Origin of the sequence: Mastigocoleus sp. MO_188.B34 (assembly GCF_030065675.1) — a bacterium.
Classification (GTDB): domain Bacteria; phylum Cyanobacteriota; class Cyanobacteriia; order Cyanobacteriales; family Nostocaceae; genus Mastigocoleus.
Genome location: NZ_JASJDK010000068.1, coordinates 1 through 16,639, shown reverse-complemented (window position 1 = coordinate 16,639; position 16,639 = coordinate 1). Strand labels below are relative to the sequence as shown.

Below are 16,639 nucleotides of genomic sequence, written 5' to 3'. Positions count from 1 at the left end.
TTAAATTTAATTTGCGCAGCACGTACAAATTACGTTCGTCCGTCAGAATGCGTCTCACTACGAACTACGAATTATAAATTATGTATTCCAAAGAGATATGCTAAAGCTTTGATAATGCTGAGATAAAAATTTCCTTCCTTTTCACGGAATAATTGAAATGGAGAACCTGGATTACCAAAAAATGGTCTCAATGTCCAACCTAATTGACTCCCAACAAATGCATAAAGAAATAACCAGTATTGAATTATTTTACTGCGGGTATTACTTCCTTCTCCTTCCTGTTCTATAACTATTTTTGCCGCTTTGTATAAAAACAATATGCCGATCAATCCAGTAATTGCAAATAGAATTACATTTAACAAGATTAGAAATTGGTAATTACTGGTGCTAATCATAAAAAACAGCGTTATTGGTGCAAAACTAAATAGCAACACGCTAGTGATTGCGATCGCAGTCATTACCAAAGCAAAGTATTGACCAAAGCTTCGTTTAGAGCCAAAAATAATATTGGCAAAAAATAAAGTAGGCAAACAAATTATTAAAGTAATCAAATACAATGCGGGTAATTTTACTGCTGATGCTAATGCTTGCATCCAACTATGATAAGCTCCAATAATTCCACCATATATAGCTAAAAATAAGGAACTACAAACTAACAAAGAAGTGATTTTAATTGTTAATCTGTGTCCCTGACGAATTTCTTCTAAGAAACCTTGACGTTCTCGCAATAAACCAGTTAATACTGCAAAATATTTTATTCCTTGAGATTCTTTTTCTGCCATTTTATTTTCTTGTTTTTTATATTTATAGGCTAACTATGAGAATATTGCAGTAATGTTTTGATGAATTTTTACATCTTTATTGCCTATATATCTTTGCAAAGATAGTTAACCTAATTGTGAATCATTTATTCTCTAAATGATAATCACTTCCCGAGCCATATTTCCAAGCATCAAACCAACGATTCAAGTAATATTTAGGGACTTCTGGTAAACCATTTAACAAGGGTTTTAGCATCAAACTTAATTTAAATAGAACCGAATAAATGCCTAAATTGATATAATGTATTATCCAATGTAATAAAGCTCCTAAGCCCACTTGAGGGAAAATTTGCAATACCAACTTAGGATGAAATATCCCGATAGTAAGTAAACTTTTCGTAAGGGCACTAAACTGGACTATATCTTGTAAAAAAGGTTTGAGTACAGATTCACCTAGTTCTTCCATTCTTTGGAAAACAACTGACAGTAATTGGTTAATTTGTTCGGGATTAATTTTTTGATTTATACCCACACTCATTGCTTTTTGAAATAACCAAGTTACTGTTAAACTCGGTTGATAAGGTTGCAATAAGTTCAAACCTTCAGCTGATAGTTGTTCCGTCTGCAGTGCTTCTTCAATCCCTGAAGCTAAGCGCGGTAGATGACGTACCATAGCTCCAAACCCCCCAAAACTCAAGGGTGATTGACTTCCACTACTATCCCCTATCGGTAAAATTCGATCCCAAGGTGTTCTGAGGGGACTTTGACGATAGGAAGGGAAAAAGCCAAATAGCACCCGCTTAAATTTCAATTGCGACAATTCCACACTCTGATATTCTGGCATCAGGCGCAGATAATCTTCATACAGCGTCTCTAAACTTTGACGTTGGGGATTTGTATCCATATAGGTAAACATATAGGTCGTTCTACCATCCTTTGCTGGAAAAGCTTCCCAAAAGTACTGACACTGTTTTTGTACGGGGGTAAAAGATACAAACAAGTCGCCGGTTTTGTTTTCCGGAAAACCTTCAGCACAACTTCCCACAACTAAACACATTGCATCAGCTTTCTTCCCCTTGCGAGCTTGCTGTGCAATAGGTGAAAAATGTCCCATGGCATCTATCAATAGCCTGGTTGTAAATTGGTTATTAACATTGACGCCATTGGGATGAACTACAGCATCGACAAAAGATGTATTTTCAAATAATTTTCCTCCAGCCTTTAAAAACTTTTGTTTTAAGGTTTCTAGTAAGTAAACCGGGTAAACGCCAATATTAAGAACCCCTTCAACCCAAATATCTGGACTACCTTGAAAACCAACCCTTGCTGGATTGTATTCAGTAACGATAGCCGTTTCTAGTTCTTCTTTACTGAGTAAATTTAATTGTAAAAATACTTCTAACTCTTGGCGAGATATATTCCATTCCTGTTCTCTACCTTGTAAAATACCGCGTTCAATAATGGCTACCCGCCAACCTTGCATAACTAAAGCACTACCGATTAAAATGCCTAATGTGCCACCAGAAATCACAACATCCCAGTTTACTTGTTCTAAGGGATGTGGATTTTCCTTCACTACCATTGGCACGGGTGCGCTACCTTCCCTGATGGATTTTAATATGCGATCGCCTTGGCGTAACTTTCCTAGAATATCGCCTGGCAAAGTCTTGAGAACTTCTTCTGTTAAAGTCATGTTGATTTTTGTTAAGTATAGTTTACTTATTTTTATCCTACGCTAACTAAATGTTCTAACTGAAACATCTGTCAATATAAATGTTATTTTTCAACTAAAATAAAAAGTAATATCAATATTAAATATCAATCAAATTACCTGATATAATTCCTCTGGCGTCCAAACTTGAGAATGTATAAGCAGTTAAAGAAAGAATGAGCCAGCGATACATTCCAAGCAAATTACTTTGGTCAAAACTGTGGACGCCAAAACGGTGCTTTGCGGTCTTTTAACAGAACGCTTTGGTGGTGGTTTTCCCTATGGTACTTTTTTTCAATTTGACGGGATGTTTGATTTTTGACTTGAACTGCTAGTTGGGTTTTTTGGCGATAATTGTTCGATGTCGGGGATCGCTGGGAACTGTTACTGGCTCTTCAAAGCCAATTGAGTGTAATGTTTCCTCAATATCAAAGGTGTAATAATCGTCGCTCCAAGGTTCTGTACTTTTCATTAAGGTAAACAGTACCGGTGGAAGGTTTTGAATCACGGGAGATTTGGGATTATTATCCACCAAAGCAATGCAACCACCCGGACGCAACAAACGTAAAACTTCTTGGAAAATTTGCTTGCTAGCAGTTCCAGGGAGTTCGTGGGTGACAAATTGTAGAGTTACTAAATCAAACGAATTATCTGGAAGTCCTGTGTTTTCTGCTTGGGCATGCAACCATTGAGATACTTCACCTTTAACATCTATTTCTTTAGCAACAGCAAGCATATAAGGGGATAGGTCTAAACCAACTGTACGAACGGGATCGGTTTGTTTATCTTGATAGTAGCGATGTAACGTCACAGTCGAAATACCCACCGAACAGCCAATATCTAAAATATCTTTAACTTGCGGGGGATGATATTTTGAATTTGCTAGAACCTGATGGAAACTAGATCTCAATCGGTCTTGAGCAACTTCCCAAGTCAAATCTTTTTCTTTCGGCCAAACCCTCAATCCCATGGAATAAGTGGCGCTGGGAGCTTCAAAAGCAGCTTTCCAACATAAATTACCTTCAGGATAAGCATGGAAAGGTACTTGATAATAATCCGGGTAAACTATATCTGGGTTGGTAACTTCCCCTAACTTTTCTTTGATTCCCGATGCTTGGAATTTTTCGTAGTTTTCCCGCCAGGGAATACCCTTCTTCTCGGCAGTTTTTATTATTACTTGCCTTGCTTGATGTTTCATCAGGGCATAGATTGGTTTGGTCTGGATCATTAAGTTGACGCAGCGCGATAGTAAATCTTCACCAGCCCAGTCAGGTTTGAGTTTTGCGTTCATCAATTAAATCGTAACAGCAAGACAACTCCCTTATTTTAAGATCGAGATTTATGGGAATATTCAAATAACAATTGAAAAAATAATTTTTTACCTGTAGGGGCGCACCGACGTGCGCCCTAATGATTAAAATGCTTCTAATTCTAATTTTGAACCTTCAGGAGATTTGCGAACCTTCACTTGAGGTAATCGCTCTCCTAATTCTTTTACATGGGTAATGATGCCAATTAATTTATCTTGCTGTCGCAAAGATTCTAAAATTTGGTGAACTGTTTCTAATGTTTCTCCATCTAAAGTACCAAATCCCTCATCTAAAAATAAGCTACCTAATTCTGCATCCGTGGAAAGTTTTTCTGAAAGTGCTAGCGCCATAGATAAGGAGGTTGCAAAAGTTTCACCACCAGAGAGGGTTTGTACTCGTCTCGATTCACCACCATTCCAATTGTCTTCAACAAAGTACTCTCCATCTTTAGAAGTGAGAATGTAGCGAGAGTCAGTAAGGTCTTGCAATACATCTGTCGCGCGAGTTACTAGTTTTGTTTCTAGATGTTCCAAAATATAAGCTTGAAATTTATCAGATTGCAGATTTTGGGCAAGAGTAGAATAAGTTTCTGCTTGTTCTTTAACTTTGAATAAGTCTGCTTTTAGTTTCTGTGCTTGTTTTTGTTTGGATTTTACTTCTTCGATCCAAACTTTGAAATTTGTCAGTCGATTTTGTCTTTCTTGGAGTTTTTGCTCGGTGATTATCTTGGTATTGCGCAGAGAATTGAGAGTTGATTCATCGGTTGTAGAATCGCCAACTTGAGTTTTAACTTCTTCAACTTGTGTTTCTAGTTTAAGTTTTTGATTACTATAGTCGGTAATTTGTTTTTGCCAAGTTTTTTGATGTTTGGAATTATCCAGAGCATGCTTAAAACTTTCTTCAGTAAATTCAGAACTGACAAGTGCAACTTGCCAATTTTGTTCTAATTTTGACTTTTTACTAGCTGTTTCTTCAGCAAGTTTATGAGCTTCTTTGTTTTGTGTTTCGTACTGAATTACTGTTTTATCAGCAGCTTGATAAGACTCGTTAGCTTGCTGTAGTTGTTTTTCAAGCTTTTGTTTATCTTTTTCTAATTCAGCTTTTAAGTCCGCACAAGTCTTACCACCGGTAAGCTCGTGAAGTTTGATTTCAAATTCCTGTAATTGTTTTTCCCAGCGTTTGACTTCCGCGATCGCGTCGTCATATTCCAATGATGCTGTTTTATGAGCATTTCTGTGAGCTTCTAAAACTTGTTCGGTTTGGATAACTATTGCTGCTAGGTCTTTTTTTTTCGTCAAGCTTTCGTGATATTTTTTATCGCTCTCTTGCAATAACTTAAATTCTTTATTGATTTCGTCAATTTCCCAAGTTTCACTTTTTAAAATAATGTTAATTTGTTGTTGTAGGTTTGCAAGCTGATTTTCAATTTCTTGTAATTCTTGTTGAGATTCTAATTCTTTTTGTTTAGAATTTTCTAAATAATTTTTTGCTCGGTCCACAACTTTTTCAGCAGTTTTATAATCTTCTTCTGCAGCTTCTTTCTGCGTGCGTAATTCTGTTGTATCAACTAACTCGATTTCTAATAAAGCTGGTAACTTGTTTTTTTGATAAATACCACTACAAACTGGACAATTATCACCATCGTGGAGAATTGAACGTAAAGCTGCAGCATGATTATTTTGAACTGCTAAATTATTAGTATTTTCTGCATTATGTAGCAATTTCTGCTTTTCTTGTAGTATAGACTGTAATTTTTCTAAGTTTACAACTGCTTTTTGATAATTCTGCTGATATTCTTCTTTCTTTGAAACTATTGTTTCTAGCTTTTGGCGATTTTTACAAGTTTGTTCGTCTACTAATTTCCAATTACTTAATAAAGGTAAAACTTCTTGAAGTTGTTCTAAGCGCTTACCTCCTGGTGAATATTGGTTAAGTGCTAATTCAGCTTGTTCGGCTTGTTTTTGAGCATCTTTTAATTTAATTTCAGTCTGTTTTAATGATTTCTCTAGTTTGAATAAATTTTCTTGTCTCGTTGACTGATTTTTCTTATTCCTTTCTAGTTCTCCCTGATATTGTTGTAGTTGTTGTTCGTAATTTTCGGCAGATTTGAGAGCTTCTTCTCGTATTTTTATTTGAGGTGCTATTTCTTGCTCATGAGCTTTTATTTGTTCCAGTTTTTGATTGTGTTTTTCTAATTCCTGTTGTGCTTGCTTTAAGTGTTTTTTTGCTGATATAACAGCAGCTTGAGCTTTTTTATCCCCATCTATTGCTGCTTTTAGCAAAGCATAATTATCCTTAATTTGGTCAGCTGCTTGCACTTGTTGTAACTGCAATATCAAATTTTCAATTTCTCCATCTTTAGCATGCAGTTTACTTAAATCATTTTGTAATTGAGACAGACGTTTAATATTTTCAAATAATTTCTCTGCTCGCTCTAATTCCTGTTGTGCTTTTAAAACTTCTTTTGTTAACAAAGGTATTTCCTTTTCAATTGCTATTAACTTCTGCTTTTTCTCTGTAATTTCAGAATCGCTAGGTATTTCTAAATCATTTTGCTGATTTTCGAGGATTTCATATTTACTTTTAAATATTTTTGCTTTTTCGCTAGCTTGCTTTCGCATCCTTTCAAAAATTTCAAAACCAGCTAATTCTCGTAATATTGCACGACGCTTGTCTTTTCTTCCTTTGATAAACTCATCAAACTTACCTTGGGGTAATAAAATTATCCGTGTGAACTTTTCAAAGTCCATTCCCAAGATTTCTTCCACTCGCTTGGTGACAGCTTTTTCTTTAGTCTCTAACTTTTCCCACTTGTCATGATTTAGTTTCTCCAACACAACATCATTTCTTGCGGTTTTACCGCAGTTACGCCAAGTTCGAGTGACTCTATATTCTACCCCTCGCACCTCAAATCGAAAACTAACTTTAAGATTATCCCTACCTTGACTCACTATTTGACTGGCTTTTGCATCCTTACCGAAACGCGGTACATTACCGTAAAGTGCAAAGGTAATAGCATCTAGTAGGGAAGTTTTACCCGCACCCGTCGGTCCTGTAATCGCAAATAAATCCAGTTTGGAAAAATCTAAGGTTTGATGAGAACGAAAACTGGTGAAATTTTCTAATTCTAATTCAAGCGATCGCATCGTTCATCTCCTGATGTAATTGTTTAAATGCTTCTAAAATTGCTGTTGGTACTTCTTCTATCCCTTTGGTATGGGAATAATAATTCTGGAATTCTTTAACAGCATCGAATTGATAGTCTTCTTGCAACTCAACGCGTTTTTTTGGTTCGACGTTTGGATACTTTGGTTCAACAATCAAAGCTTGGGGACAAATCTTGCGCACCGTTTCTGCTAAACCTATTTTGGAGGTATTTATTTTTACAACTACTTTTAAAAATCCTGGATGTTCTCGTTGTGCTGCTAAAGTTTCTTCTAAATTAGCTTCATTACATTCAATGACTTTTAAAGGTTTCTGACAAGGAATAGATATAAATTCAACTTTAGCCGGACGTCCGGGTTCTACTTCAACTAAATTAAATCCTTTTTCTTCTTCTGCTTCGCCAAAATCTACTTGAATCAAAGAACCGGAATAATAAGTTGGTACGGAATTAGAAACTTGCTGGGGTTTATGAATATGACCCAAAGCAATATATTGAGCTACATTTGGTAGCATTTGTCCCGGTATAACGTAGCTGTCTTGGGTACAAAAATCTACTTCCGAATGGGCACGTTGAATACCTTCAATGGTCATATGTGCCATTATTACGTTAACGCGATCGCCTTTAAATTCCCTAGCTAATCGATTCAAAAATGTCTTCACGCGATCGCGATAATACAGACGTTGTTCTAAGTCATCTTTTGACCATAAATCCTCATATTTAAGCAATCTTTTTTCTGAAGCAAATGGCATTGCTGCTATACATAATTTTCCCGCAGAAGTGTCAATATTAATTACTCCACCGTTTTCGGCTTTTTGAGGTCTACCTAATGCTTGAACTCCCACATAGGGTAAAATTTTTGCTGCACTATCAAAACGTAAATGGGAATCATGATTACCAGCAATAATTATTGCTGGAATATTGGCTTCTTTGAGTTTTGCAAAAAAACTATAAGCAACTTGTTCGGCTTCAGCAGGTGGATTTGGACGGTCATAAATATCACCTGCTACTAATACCGCATCGACTTTTAAATCCTTGGCTCGATTCAATAATTCATCAAGTGCTGCAGCAATTTCAGGTGTACGGTCTTCGCCTTTAAGTTTTCTTCCTAAGTGCCAATCTGATGTATGAATTAAACGCATATATATTAGTTATTTTACTTAAGGTTTGATTTGAGATTTGATTTGAGATTTAATTTGAAGTTTTACTTGCAATTTTCAACTTGAAATCTTCAACTTGAAATCTTCGAGGATGTGACTAAAATTCAATGTCATCATCATCCATTTCATCGATCGCAACTTCACTTTCACGAGTTGCGTAGGGAGGGAAAGGAAAATTAACGAGAATCGGTGAAGGGACTTCCGGTTGGTGAATGAACATGCTACCGGATTTAAGCAGTAGCGATCGCTTGCGACAAGCACCTGTAAGAAAGTTATATTCGGGTCTTTCTGCTTCTGCGGAGTCAAGTCTACCCACAACCCGAATTGCAGCTTGTCCCACAACTCGACGCTCAACCTCTGAAGCTGTTTGTTGGGCTCCAACTAATATAATTCCTAAGGAACGACCTCGTTCCGCAATTTCTACCAATAAGTTTTTGATTGGACTGCGTCCTTCACGGGGAGCATATTTGTTTAACTCATCCAGGACAATAAAAATTACTGGATATTGTCCTCGTTTCTCTTTCTCATAAAAAAGTTTTTTCAGTAAAACGCCAACTACAAATTTTTGAGCTTTTCCTCTTAATTTATTAATATCAACAACAGTTAACTGATATGCTGCAGCAAGAGGATCTAACTGATATTTAGCAAATTGCTCCGGCGATAAATCTCCACGAATTAAGTGACCGATTTCCTCGCGAATTCCCCACAAACGACGCATTAAAGCTTCTGCAGTTGAAGGTGCATTTCTCCCTAACCAACTATTATCGGTATTTTCTACTAATTTATCTTCCAGAAATTCTATTAATTCCCTAAAGGTTGTGATTTTAGTTTTATCCCGATCGCCAAAAGGTTCTACGTCTAAATGTACTCCCAAAACCTTTTTATCATTTCTATCGTTCTCTTCTGCTATGCGTGCTAACTTTTCCTCAAGGATAGATACTAAAAATCCTAAATTACTTCTTTCTAAATCGTCACCTGCAAACAAGAAACTAAAAAGACGTTCTCGACAAAATTCTCTAATGCTCCAAAGATAAACCGAAATATTATCAGCACGTTGGTCTAAATGGGGATCTACATTATGACTAGTTTTTCTCGGTGCAGCACAGAAACGTACATCCCTGAAAGGTTCTGCAGGTATTCCTAATGTTTGATATTTAGCTAAATTAGCTTCTGAAAGTTTATTATTTGGTTTATCCAAAAAGAATAAATCTTCACCTTTAACATTAAAAATTAAAGCTTTAGTATTTGCACGATAGGAACCTAAAGCTGCAGAATTAAAAATTCCATGGAGTAAAAATAAAGCATAAGATGTTTTAGTCGCGACACCGGAAACCCCAGAAATATTAATATGAGCCCCGTTTGTACCATCAATAAACTCAAAATTGAGATAAGCAGGACTACCCGATCGCATCATTCCTGCAGGTATGCGTTTTTCCATTCCATCGAAATGTAACGCACATTTTAAACCTTCATCAACAGCGATTTGCACCACATCACCCGGTTGTGGTGGTAAATATTCCTCAGGTTCAATTCGCGTTACTTGTATATGTGCAGCGTAAGAAACATTAACAGGTAAACTACCATTCTTAGCCAGGAAAGTATCCGTATCAAACTGAGTCCCCTCATGTAAAGTGCGGACATAATCCACAACCCCGAAGAACTTCACAACTCCATTTCCATCGGGTCGTTGAGACTGCACCTCTACCACATCATCAAGTCGTAAAACATTACCAGGTAACACTGCAACCCAAAACTCTAATGGTGTGGCTTCTTGCGTACCAAGTACATAACCAATAGAATTCATAACACAACTCCTATAGATCCCAGAAAATGCTGTAAGCGCCGACCCATGCGTCGTCCCAATTCTCGTTCCAATGCACCTACCGGTATAAGATTCTGGGGTGCGCGGGGGTCTTTATATGGATGGGAAGAATATTCGGGGATTAAATATGTTGTTTGGTCAGCAATCAGTTTTGCTTCTTCCAAATCAACTTCACTAGATAATTCCAAACGCACAATACCGTGCAAATCGTGATAACCCAATTTATGAGAAGATATCTGAGAATTACCTGATTTTAGATACCAACTCCAAAGAGGTTGATTCTTATCTTGAATTCCAAAAATAGGAGTTCTTTCCCCGGGTTGTAACTCCCATAACAGAGTTGCATGCTTACCATCCAAATAGTTTTTATGCATCGTTTTAACGTAACCCAAAGTTGATGGTGAAGAATTGTAAGATAATGGACCATCACGAACGATTAAAGTATTTTGCTCGCGAGCAAAGCTGTCTACCAAAATTGTCTCAGCCTTTAGCATTTCCGTTTGTACCAGCTTTCTGCGGATTTCTGGCTTATTATCCAAATGCGGCTTCACTGGTAGGTAAACTAATTCTGTTTTACTCCCCAACGGACAAGGAATAAATGTTTCTTCAGGTGCTTTTTGGTTACCTCCAAATCCCAAAATGCGATGAATCGTAATGCGATCGCATTTAGCAGTGTGTTTACTTCTATCTACAACTACCGCACCAACAGCAATGGTCCCAAAAACACCGTAGTTTATGGTATTTCCAGCACCACCAACTAAAGCTGCATCCATACGGCGACGACCATCAATAAAAACTAGTTTTTGTGGTAATTCAGGTGAAACTCTTTTTTGACTGATGAAATCACTCCAGTTTGTTTCCTCTACACCATGGTTGACCTCACTCTCAGATGAAGAAAGTTCCTGTATTTCAATGGGAGGTTGGTAGTCAGTACTCCAAGGTTCGAGTCGAAAGTTGTTTTCTCGCCAAAAATCAAGTGACAAGTCAGTTTTTGCCCCCTTTTCAAAACATTTAAAGTTTTATTGAACTAAAGTAATACGTATATTTACTACAGTTTATTTGCTGTATACATTTATCGTCAAATTATAATTAAAGTATTGTTGAGAATTTTAATTTCTTTTTCTATCTGTGAAGTTATGAGTTTTTTTGTATTTAATAATACTTAAAAGCATCGAAACATTATCAATATATAGTATTCCTTTAAGACTGCTTTGGGTTCTGTCGGCTACAATTACAAACGTTGGTGAAATGTTTGAAATATCAAGTTTTGGGTTGAGTGAAATCGTTTTGATTTTTTCTTTGTGTTGACTAATTTCTTTATGTTGACAATTTATGACTACAAGTTTAATCAAGCTATTTCAAAAATCTAAGGTTCTTAAATATGACACTTTAAAATGCAGAATATAAGATTTAATGGTTATCAATAGACATCTCCGAAAAAGAATATAAAAGCCTTATGTAGTCAGGGGTGATATCTCATTTCTGGAGATGTCTAATGATTATTAGTAATTATTGCCTGATAGAGAAGTAGTAAATATGTGTAACTCATCAAACTATCACAAATGAAAAAAATCGCAGTATTTGGTAAGCCAGGTGGTGGAAAATCAACATTAAGTAAAAACCTATCTGCAGCTACTGGTATTCCTTTGTACCAGTTAGATAAAATTGAGTACCTTGATGGAGGCGAAAAAGTTTCCGAAGATATTTACCTCCAAAAGTATAATGAGATTTTAAAATCTGAAGCTTGGATAATAGATGGTTTAGGTACGATTGCAACTTTTCGACAACGGTTATCTGAAGCTGAGACCTTAATTTATATCGATCTCCCCCTAAGGGTTCATTATTGGTGGGTAACAAAGAGATTATTTAAAAGTCCTCTTTTCAAGCCTGAAGGTTGGCCGGATAAAAGTCCAATGATACGAAGTACCATTACAAGTTGGATAAATCTGCAAAAGTCATCCAAGCTGTGGACGCCTGAATTTAGTAAAAAGCTTGCAGGATTTTCTGACCATAAGTCGGTATATCATATAACTTCAGTCAAAGAGCTTAATAGTTTTATTAGTGAACTGATTGATAGGAAAGCCAGCTTATAACAACTGTATTAATAGGTCGTTACTACAGGGGTGATTTTGTGCAAAAAACTAAAGCTCCTAATGTGACACTTTAAAATGCAGAATATGAAATTCAATAATTATTACTATTTGCACCTGACGGATAACTGGCAAGTATGTGTAATTTATAAAACTATCGCAAGCAAGAGATAATTTTTCTACTCCCTCCATTCAAGATAGAGATAATACCTCACGGAGAAATATAAAGAATATGTATTTTAACTTGTTTATTGGTTCCAGCCTGGGAATAGGGGTTTTAGTGTTGGTGGTTTTTGGCTTGTTACAATTATTGCATATACCTGCAGGTAATTTCCTTGACTGGGTAATTGGTGGTGCAAGTTTTTGGTGGTTATTAGTAATTGTTACTGTACCCTGGAACATACACTTTCAAGCGAAGAAAGTAATTGCTGAAGGAGAAATATCTATAGAACAAGGAATAACAGTTGATCCGAAAAAACTCAAATACGTCAATGTTTTAGTAAAACGCTCTTTATTAATTGCTATTGGTTTACATCTAATTTCAGCCATCGGTCTGTACATCCTCGCAGCAACGGGTATCAGTGCAGTGGGATATATAGGTTCTGGAGCTGCTTTATTATTGACGGGACTGCGTCCAGCTATCAGTGCTTATGAGTATTTGTATGCTCGTTTAAAGATGATTAGTCAAGAATGGAAATATCCCCGTGAAGATATTGTTGAATTGCGTAACCGTTTATATACCTTGGAAGAAAGCGTTAAAAATTTGGAAAGACTACTCAATCCCGAAGATTCTTCTTCTGTAATAGCGAAGCAAGAACAATACATTAAAGAAAATCGTCAAGCATTAGCGAAAATTACTGCTAATTTAGAAGAATTACGTGCCATAAATCAAACCGAGCACGAACATTTATCACGGGAAGCCAGACAAGTGATCGCCCAACTTTCCACTGACGGTCAATTTCTGGACCATATACGGGAGATAATTCGTTTCTTTAAAGATGCTTAGTTGACCGAAGGTCTTTCTCCCAACGGAGCCGTACCTTCCCTCTTCCTTCGCTGTGACAGAAATTACAACTAATTTATCGAACATGATATCAAACCAAAAGTAAAAAAATTATTGAATGGTAAATCTTGCTCAAGAGGATACTTTACAAATCTTCCTATCTAATAGGACGACAAGAATGTTAGAAAAATAAATTCATGAAACAGACAGATACCAAAACCCTAATTCTGGACGTAGCTCAAGAGCTAATACAACGCCTTGGCGTCAATTGCATGAGCTATCAAGATATTAGTAACAGTGTAGGAATTCGCAAGGCAAGTATCCACACACATTTCCCTCGAAAGAACGATTTGTTAGCTGCTTTGCTAGATCGTTATAGTGATCGCTTTCTACGGATGGTAGATGGTATTCTTGCTTTTAGCGATACACCTGAAGTTAAGTTGAAGTGGCAAAATTGACCTTAAACCCTACCCAAACCTACTGAATTGGATTGAGCGTATTAAAAGTCTATCCAACTATATTCCAATAACAGGAATCTAGAAAAATATATTTAATCCAAACAACTGGTTAATTTTCAGTTGATTATCAATAAAGATGGTAAGTAGGAAATATGAATAAATATAAGTTAATTAGCTGTAGCGCTTAAGTATATCTCCTTAAAATCTTCCACATAAATCAAATTGATAAATTTCACAAAGTGCATAAATGAGCAAATAAATAATCCTATTAAATTAATAAGGCAATACAGTTGATTTAAGGCTGAATCTCAAGATTGAAGTAGGTTGGGTTGCGCTGTCGCTTAACCCAACCTACGAGAATGCTTAATCCAACCGTATTGATTAATAAGGGGGTTCAAACCCCAAGTATAAAATAAATTCTACCAAGGTATATGAATGAGATAAATCACTTGTCAAGACTCATACCCAAATTACATTCTTTTATCTGTTAATTTGTAATCATTTTTTACAAAAAATTACTATTTAATACTGAGATGAGATTCTTGCTGTAAGCTCAATATCAAGTTAATTGTCACAATAAATTGTTATGAGAACAGACAGGTCAGGCAAAATACCTATTGATTCATACGAGAGTATTGTCAAAATTGATGCTTCTGAGCGAAAGGCAGGATTTACTCAAAAGTCAGTTTCAAAAGCAAAAGAATATCTGCAACAGACTTTCCCAAATTTAGATCGCCAGGGATATTTATTGAGTCAGCAAGATAAACAGATACAAGACCAACTTCTTGATTCAGTTTGTACGACTGACTCTTTTTCTTCTCAGAATCATGTAATTAATGGCTTAACTAATTCTCAGGAAGGAATATGTTTGAGGTGTTATGTATCCCACTTTATATTACGAGCTTGTCAAGAAAGGTTTATGCGTTTTAGTCTTGGAGGACAACTCTTTCAACTACGTGACTTGTTAAGTTTGGTTCTAAATGATGATGAAAGATTCTTGCCTACGTTCCAAGATCGGGAATGTTTTATTCCTTGTTCTTTTGAGATATTACAGGAATATCTTAAACTCAAACCCAGTTCTCGGAAAGGCTTGGATCGATGGACATTGATGAAGATAAAACACAGTGATGCGATCGAACAGTTTTTATTGGAATGTGGTGTCTGTACAGACAGTGATTGGGGAATACTTAACGCAACTAGCTACGGACAATTAGAAAGAATTTGTCGCGAATTTCATATTTTTTCTCCCAATGCGATTCAGCATCTAACTGAGTCGGAAATTCAACGTGCAAGAGCTATTTTGCAAGGCTTTCATGAAATTTATCGTGGCGATCGCCAAAAAAATCATCAATATGGACGGTGTCAACCACCAACAAAAATTCAATTACATCGCATGGTTGAATATTTGTGGATGACACACCAAGTTCAGATTACTTTGCAAAGATTAATGGACGAAATTAAAGCGATCGCTAGTCGTTTGCGAGATTATCGTTTAGTTAGTCATAACAGCATGGTTAAATGTCCATCTTTAGATGCTTCAGATTCTACAACTAGGACAAATCTTTATGAGGGAATTCCAGATCGAAATTCCCTAAATAACCTTAGGTCAGAAGATGAAGAAGATTTACGAAACTTGTTTTCAAAAGAACTGATTCCATGTTTGGATAAGGCTATAGATATAGGATTTTGCGATGTTATTAATTCTTTAAGTTCTAGGTGTGCTAATTTAGCTGATTATATAAAACCAGCTTTTTATTGTCTTTATTGTCAGGGAATGACTCAAAAAGAGACGGAATCGCGTATCAAAAAAATCACGCAGTCTCAAATCAGCAGAAATATCAAACCTTTAATTCCAAAACATCTTCAACAGGTTAAATTAAGAATTCAAGAACAGTTACTACAATTAATACTAAATAAAGTAAAGCATTGGTGTATAGTTAAAAACCCAGAAGAATTAGAGTATTTTAGCAATTTAGTATCTCAAATAGAGGTTTTTGTAGATAATGAAATTTTTTCATTTGTGAATCAAGAATCAGGTGGTAAAAAAACTGGAAATGTCAAAGCTAAACAAGTAAATAGTTTGTACTTTGAAAGAGTAAGTGTTTATTTATCCAAATATAAGGATGTATAATTATGAAAAATACTTTTATTGAAAGTGATAATTTCTTGCTAAATCTGCCATTAGAAGTTGTTCAACTTGAATCAGAAGATTTCGTACGATCAACAGAGATTAGCCATGAATTTATTGATGAAAGATTTATTGATGAAAGATTTATTGATGAAACCTTACGTTGGCAAAATCATCAGAATGCACTGGCGTTAATTGGTTTTGAAAAATGGCTTAAACAAAGAAAACCTGAACTACAAGTTAATAGAAATGAATGTTCAATTCTAAAACCACAATATTCTAGTAAAATTAATGCAGTATGTAATATCAAAGTAGGCGACTTAATTGTCTGTTTACTTAATACAGATAATTTGACTGGAGGATTTATTGCAGTAACAAAAACTGTTATTGATGTTCCAGAATTTGCGGCTAATTTTTACGTTTTAGTTGAGGTTTTAGAAGAACAAGGACAGGTAATGATTAAAGGTTTTTTACCTTACGACCAACTAAATTATTATTGTAAATCTGTAAATTTAGAAGCTTTGCAGAATGAATATTATCAATTGCCAGTATCATTATTTAAATTGGCACCAAATCAATTATTGTTATATTTGAGTTTTGTAGCACCCAGTGCGATTCCATTACCAATACCACAATCAGTAACAGCCACTTCAGGTATAAAACAAGTTTTAAATCGAGCAAATCAATCTATAGTGAAGTTGAGTAATTGGTTGCATGGTACTTTTGATATAGGTTGGGAAGCAACGGAAGCAATGTTAGCACCTTCTTTCCAAACTCAACCGGCTTTTAGATTTAGAGATGCTTTATCTTTGGTTGAACGAGGTAAGTTGCTTAATTTAGGTATAGAACAAGCAGGTGAATCCATAGCACTGGTAGTTGGTTTTCAAGCAGTAGAAGCACCTAAATATCAGGTTTCAGTGAAAGTATATCCTACAGAAAATCACATTTATCTACCTGAAAATTTACAATTGATGGTACTGGACTCAACAGGAAAAGCAGTAATGCAAGCTTTAGCCAGAAATACTAACAAAAA

General features: G+C 35.7%; 12 protein-coding genes. 5 read left to right on the top strand and 7 right to left on the bottom strand.

Translation table 11 applies throughout. The features are described 5' to 3' along the window. Positions 1-71: 71 nt before the first annotated feature. From QNJ50_RS16595 to QNJ50_RS16565, 7 genes are all read right to left on the bottom strand, one after another. The gene (locus QNJ50_RS16595) at positions 72-782 is read right to left on the bottom strand and encodes an actin-binding WH2 domain-containing protein (protein ID WP_300637163.1); all 711 of its coding nucleotides are present in this window, start codon (positions 780-782) and stop codon (positions 72-74) included. Between the two features lie 121 nt (positions 783-903). Then, positions 904-2,454 carry an FAD-dependent oxidoreductase gene (locus QNJ50_RS16590; protein ID WP_300637162.1) on the bottom strand — a complete coding sequence of 517 codons (1,551 nt, stop codon included), beginning with the start codon at positions 2,452-2,454 and terminating at the stop codon, positions 904-906. Positions 2,455-2,803: 349 nt separating this feature from the next. Further along, on the bottom strand, positions 2,804-3,763 hold the full coding sequence (locus QNJ50_RS16585; protein WP_300637160.1) for a class I SAM-dependent methyltransferase: 960 nt from the start codon (positions 3,761-3,763) through the stop codon (positions 2,804-2,806). Between the two features lie 123 nt (positions 3,764-3,886). Beyond that, positions 3,887-6,928: an SMC family ATPase gene (locus QNJ50_RS16580; protein WP_300637158.1), complete on the bottom strand. Its 3,042-nt coding sequence runs from the start codon at positions 6,926-6,928 to the stop codon at positions 3,887-3,889. After that, complete coding sequence (gene sbcD / locus QNJ50_RS16575; RefSeq protein ID WP_300637157.1) at positions 6,915-8,087, bottom strand: exonuclease subunit SbcD; 1,173 nt, start codon at positions 8,085-8,087, stop codon at positions 6,915-6,917. The genes QNJ50_RS16580 and sbcD overlap by 14 nt, the downstream gene beginning before the upstream one ends. Positions 8,088-8,202: 115 nt before the next feature. Further along, positions 8,203-9,909 carry an ATP-binding protein gene (locus QNJ50_RS16570; protein ID WP_300637155.1) on the bottom strand — a complete coding sequence of 569 codons (1,707 nt, stop codon included), beginning with the start codon at positions 9,907-9,909 and terminating at the stop codon, positions 8,203-8,205. After that, positions 9,906-10,910, bottom strand: coding sequence for a hypothetical protein (locus QNJ50_RS16565; RefSeq protein WP_300637153.1), 1,005 nt, complete (start codon positions 10,908-10,910; stop codon positions 9,906-9,908). Before QNJ50_RS16565 ends, QNJ50_RS16570 begins: the two co-directional genes overlap by 4 nt. A 579-nt stretch (positions 10,911-11,489) precedes the next feature. Between QNJ50_RS16565 and QNJ50_RS16560 the strand changes: the two genes are divergently transcribed. The 5 genes from QNJ50_RS16560 to QNJ50_RS16540 form a co-directional block, all read left to right on the top strand. Continuing rightward, positions 11,490-12,020 carry an adenylate kinase gene (locus QNJ50_RS16560; RefSeq protein ID WP_300637151.1) on the top strand — a complete coding sequence of 177 codons (531 nt, stop codon included), beginning with the start codon at positions 11,490-11,492 and terminating at the stop codon, positions 12,018-12,020. 229 nt (positions 12,021-12,249) lie between these two features. Then, a complete protein-coding gene (locus QNJ50_RS16555; RefSeq protein ID WP_300637149.1) occupies positions 12,250-13,023 on the top strand; it encodes a hypothetical protein in 774 nt (257 codons plus the stop codon). A gap of 194 nt (positions 13,024-13,217) precedes the next feature. Continuing rightward, positions 13,218-13,478: a TetR/AcrR family transcriptional regulator gene (locus tag QNJ50_RS16550; RefSeq protein ID WP_300637147.1), complete on the top strand. Its 261-nt coding sequence runs from the start codon at positions 13,218-13,220 to the stop codon at positions 13,476-13,478. A gap of 586 nt (positions 13,479-14,064) precedes the next feature. Then, entirely contained in the window at positions 14,065-15,609 is a 1,545-nt protein-coding gene (locus tag QNJ50_RS16545) for a hypothetical protein (RefSeq protein WP_300637145.1), read from the top strand. Between the two features lie 2 nt (positions 15,610-15,611). Further along, positions 15,612-16,639: DUF1822 family protein (locus tag QNJ50_RS16540; RefSeq protein WP_300637143.1), on the top strand; the 1,028-nt coding region annotated here is incomplete at its 3' end.

Excerpts from the sequence above, each read along its gene's own strand:
- QNJ50_RS16550 (WP_300637147.1), top strand. The coding sequence starts at position 13,218 with ATGAAACAGACAGATACCAAAACCCTAATTCTGGACGTAGCTCAAGAG.
- QNJ50_RS16580 (WP_300637158.1), bottom strand. The coding sequence starts at position 6,928 with ATGCGATCGCTTGAATTAGAATTAGAAAATTTCACCAGTTTTCGTTCT.
- QNJ50_RS16560 (WP_300637151.1), top strand. The coding sequence starts at position 11,490 with ATGAAAAAAATCGCAGTATTTGGTAAGCCAGGTGGTGGAAAATCAACA.
- QNJ50_RS16555 (WP_300637149.1), top strand. The coding sequence starts at position 12,250 with ATGTATTTTAACTTGTTTATTGGTTCCAGCCTGGGAATAGGGGTTTTA.
- QNJ50_RS16570 (WP_300637155.1), bottom strand. The coding sequence starts at position 9,909 with ATGAATTCTATTGGTTATGTACTTGGTACGCAAGAAGCCACACCATTA.
- QNJ50_RS16590 (WP_300637162.1), bottom strand. The coding sequence starts at position 2,454 with ATGACTTTAACAGAAGAAGTTCTCAAGACTTTGCCAGGCGATATTCTA.
- QNJ50_RS16545 (WP_300637145.1), top strand. The coding sequence starts at position 14,065 with ATGAGAACAGACAGGTCAGGCAAAATACCTATTGATTCATACGAGAGT.
- QNJ50_RS16585 (WP_300637160.1), bottom strand. The coding sequence starts at position 3,763 with ATGAACGCAAAACTCAAACCTGACTGGGCTGGTGAAGATTTACTATCG.
- sbcD (WP_300637157.1), bottom strand. The coding sequence starts at position 8,087 with ATGCGTTTAATTCATACATCAGATTGGCACTTAGGAAGAAAACTTAAA.
- QNJ50_RS16595 (WP_300637163.1), bottom strand. The coding sequence starts at position 782 with ATGGCAGAAAAAGAATCTCAAGGAATAAAATATTTTGCAGTATTAACT.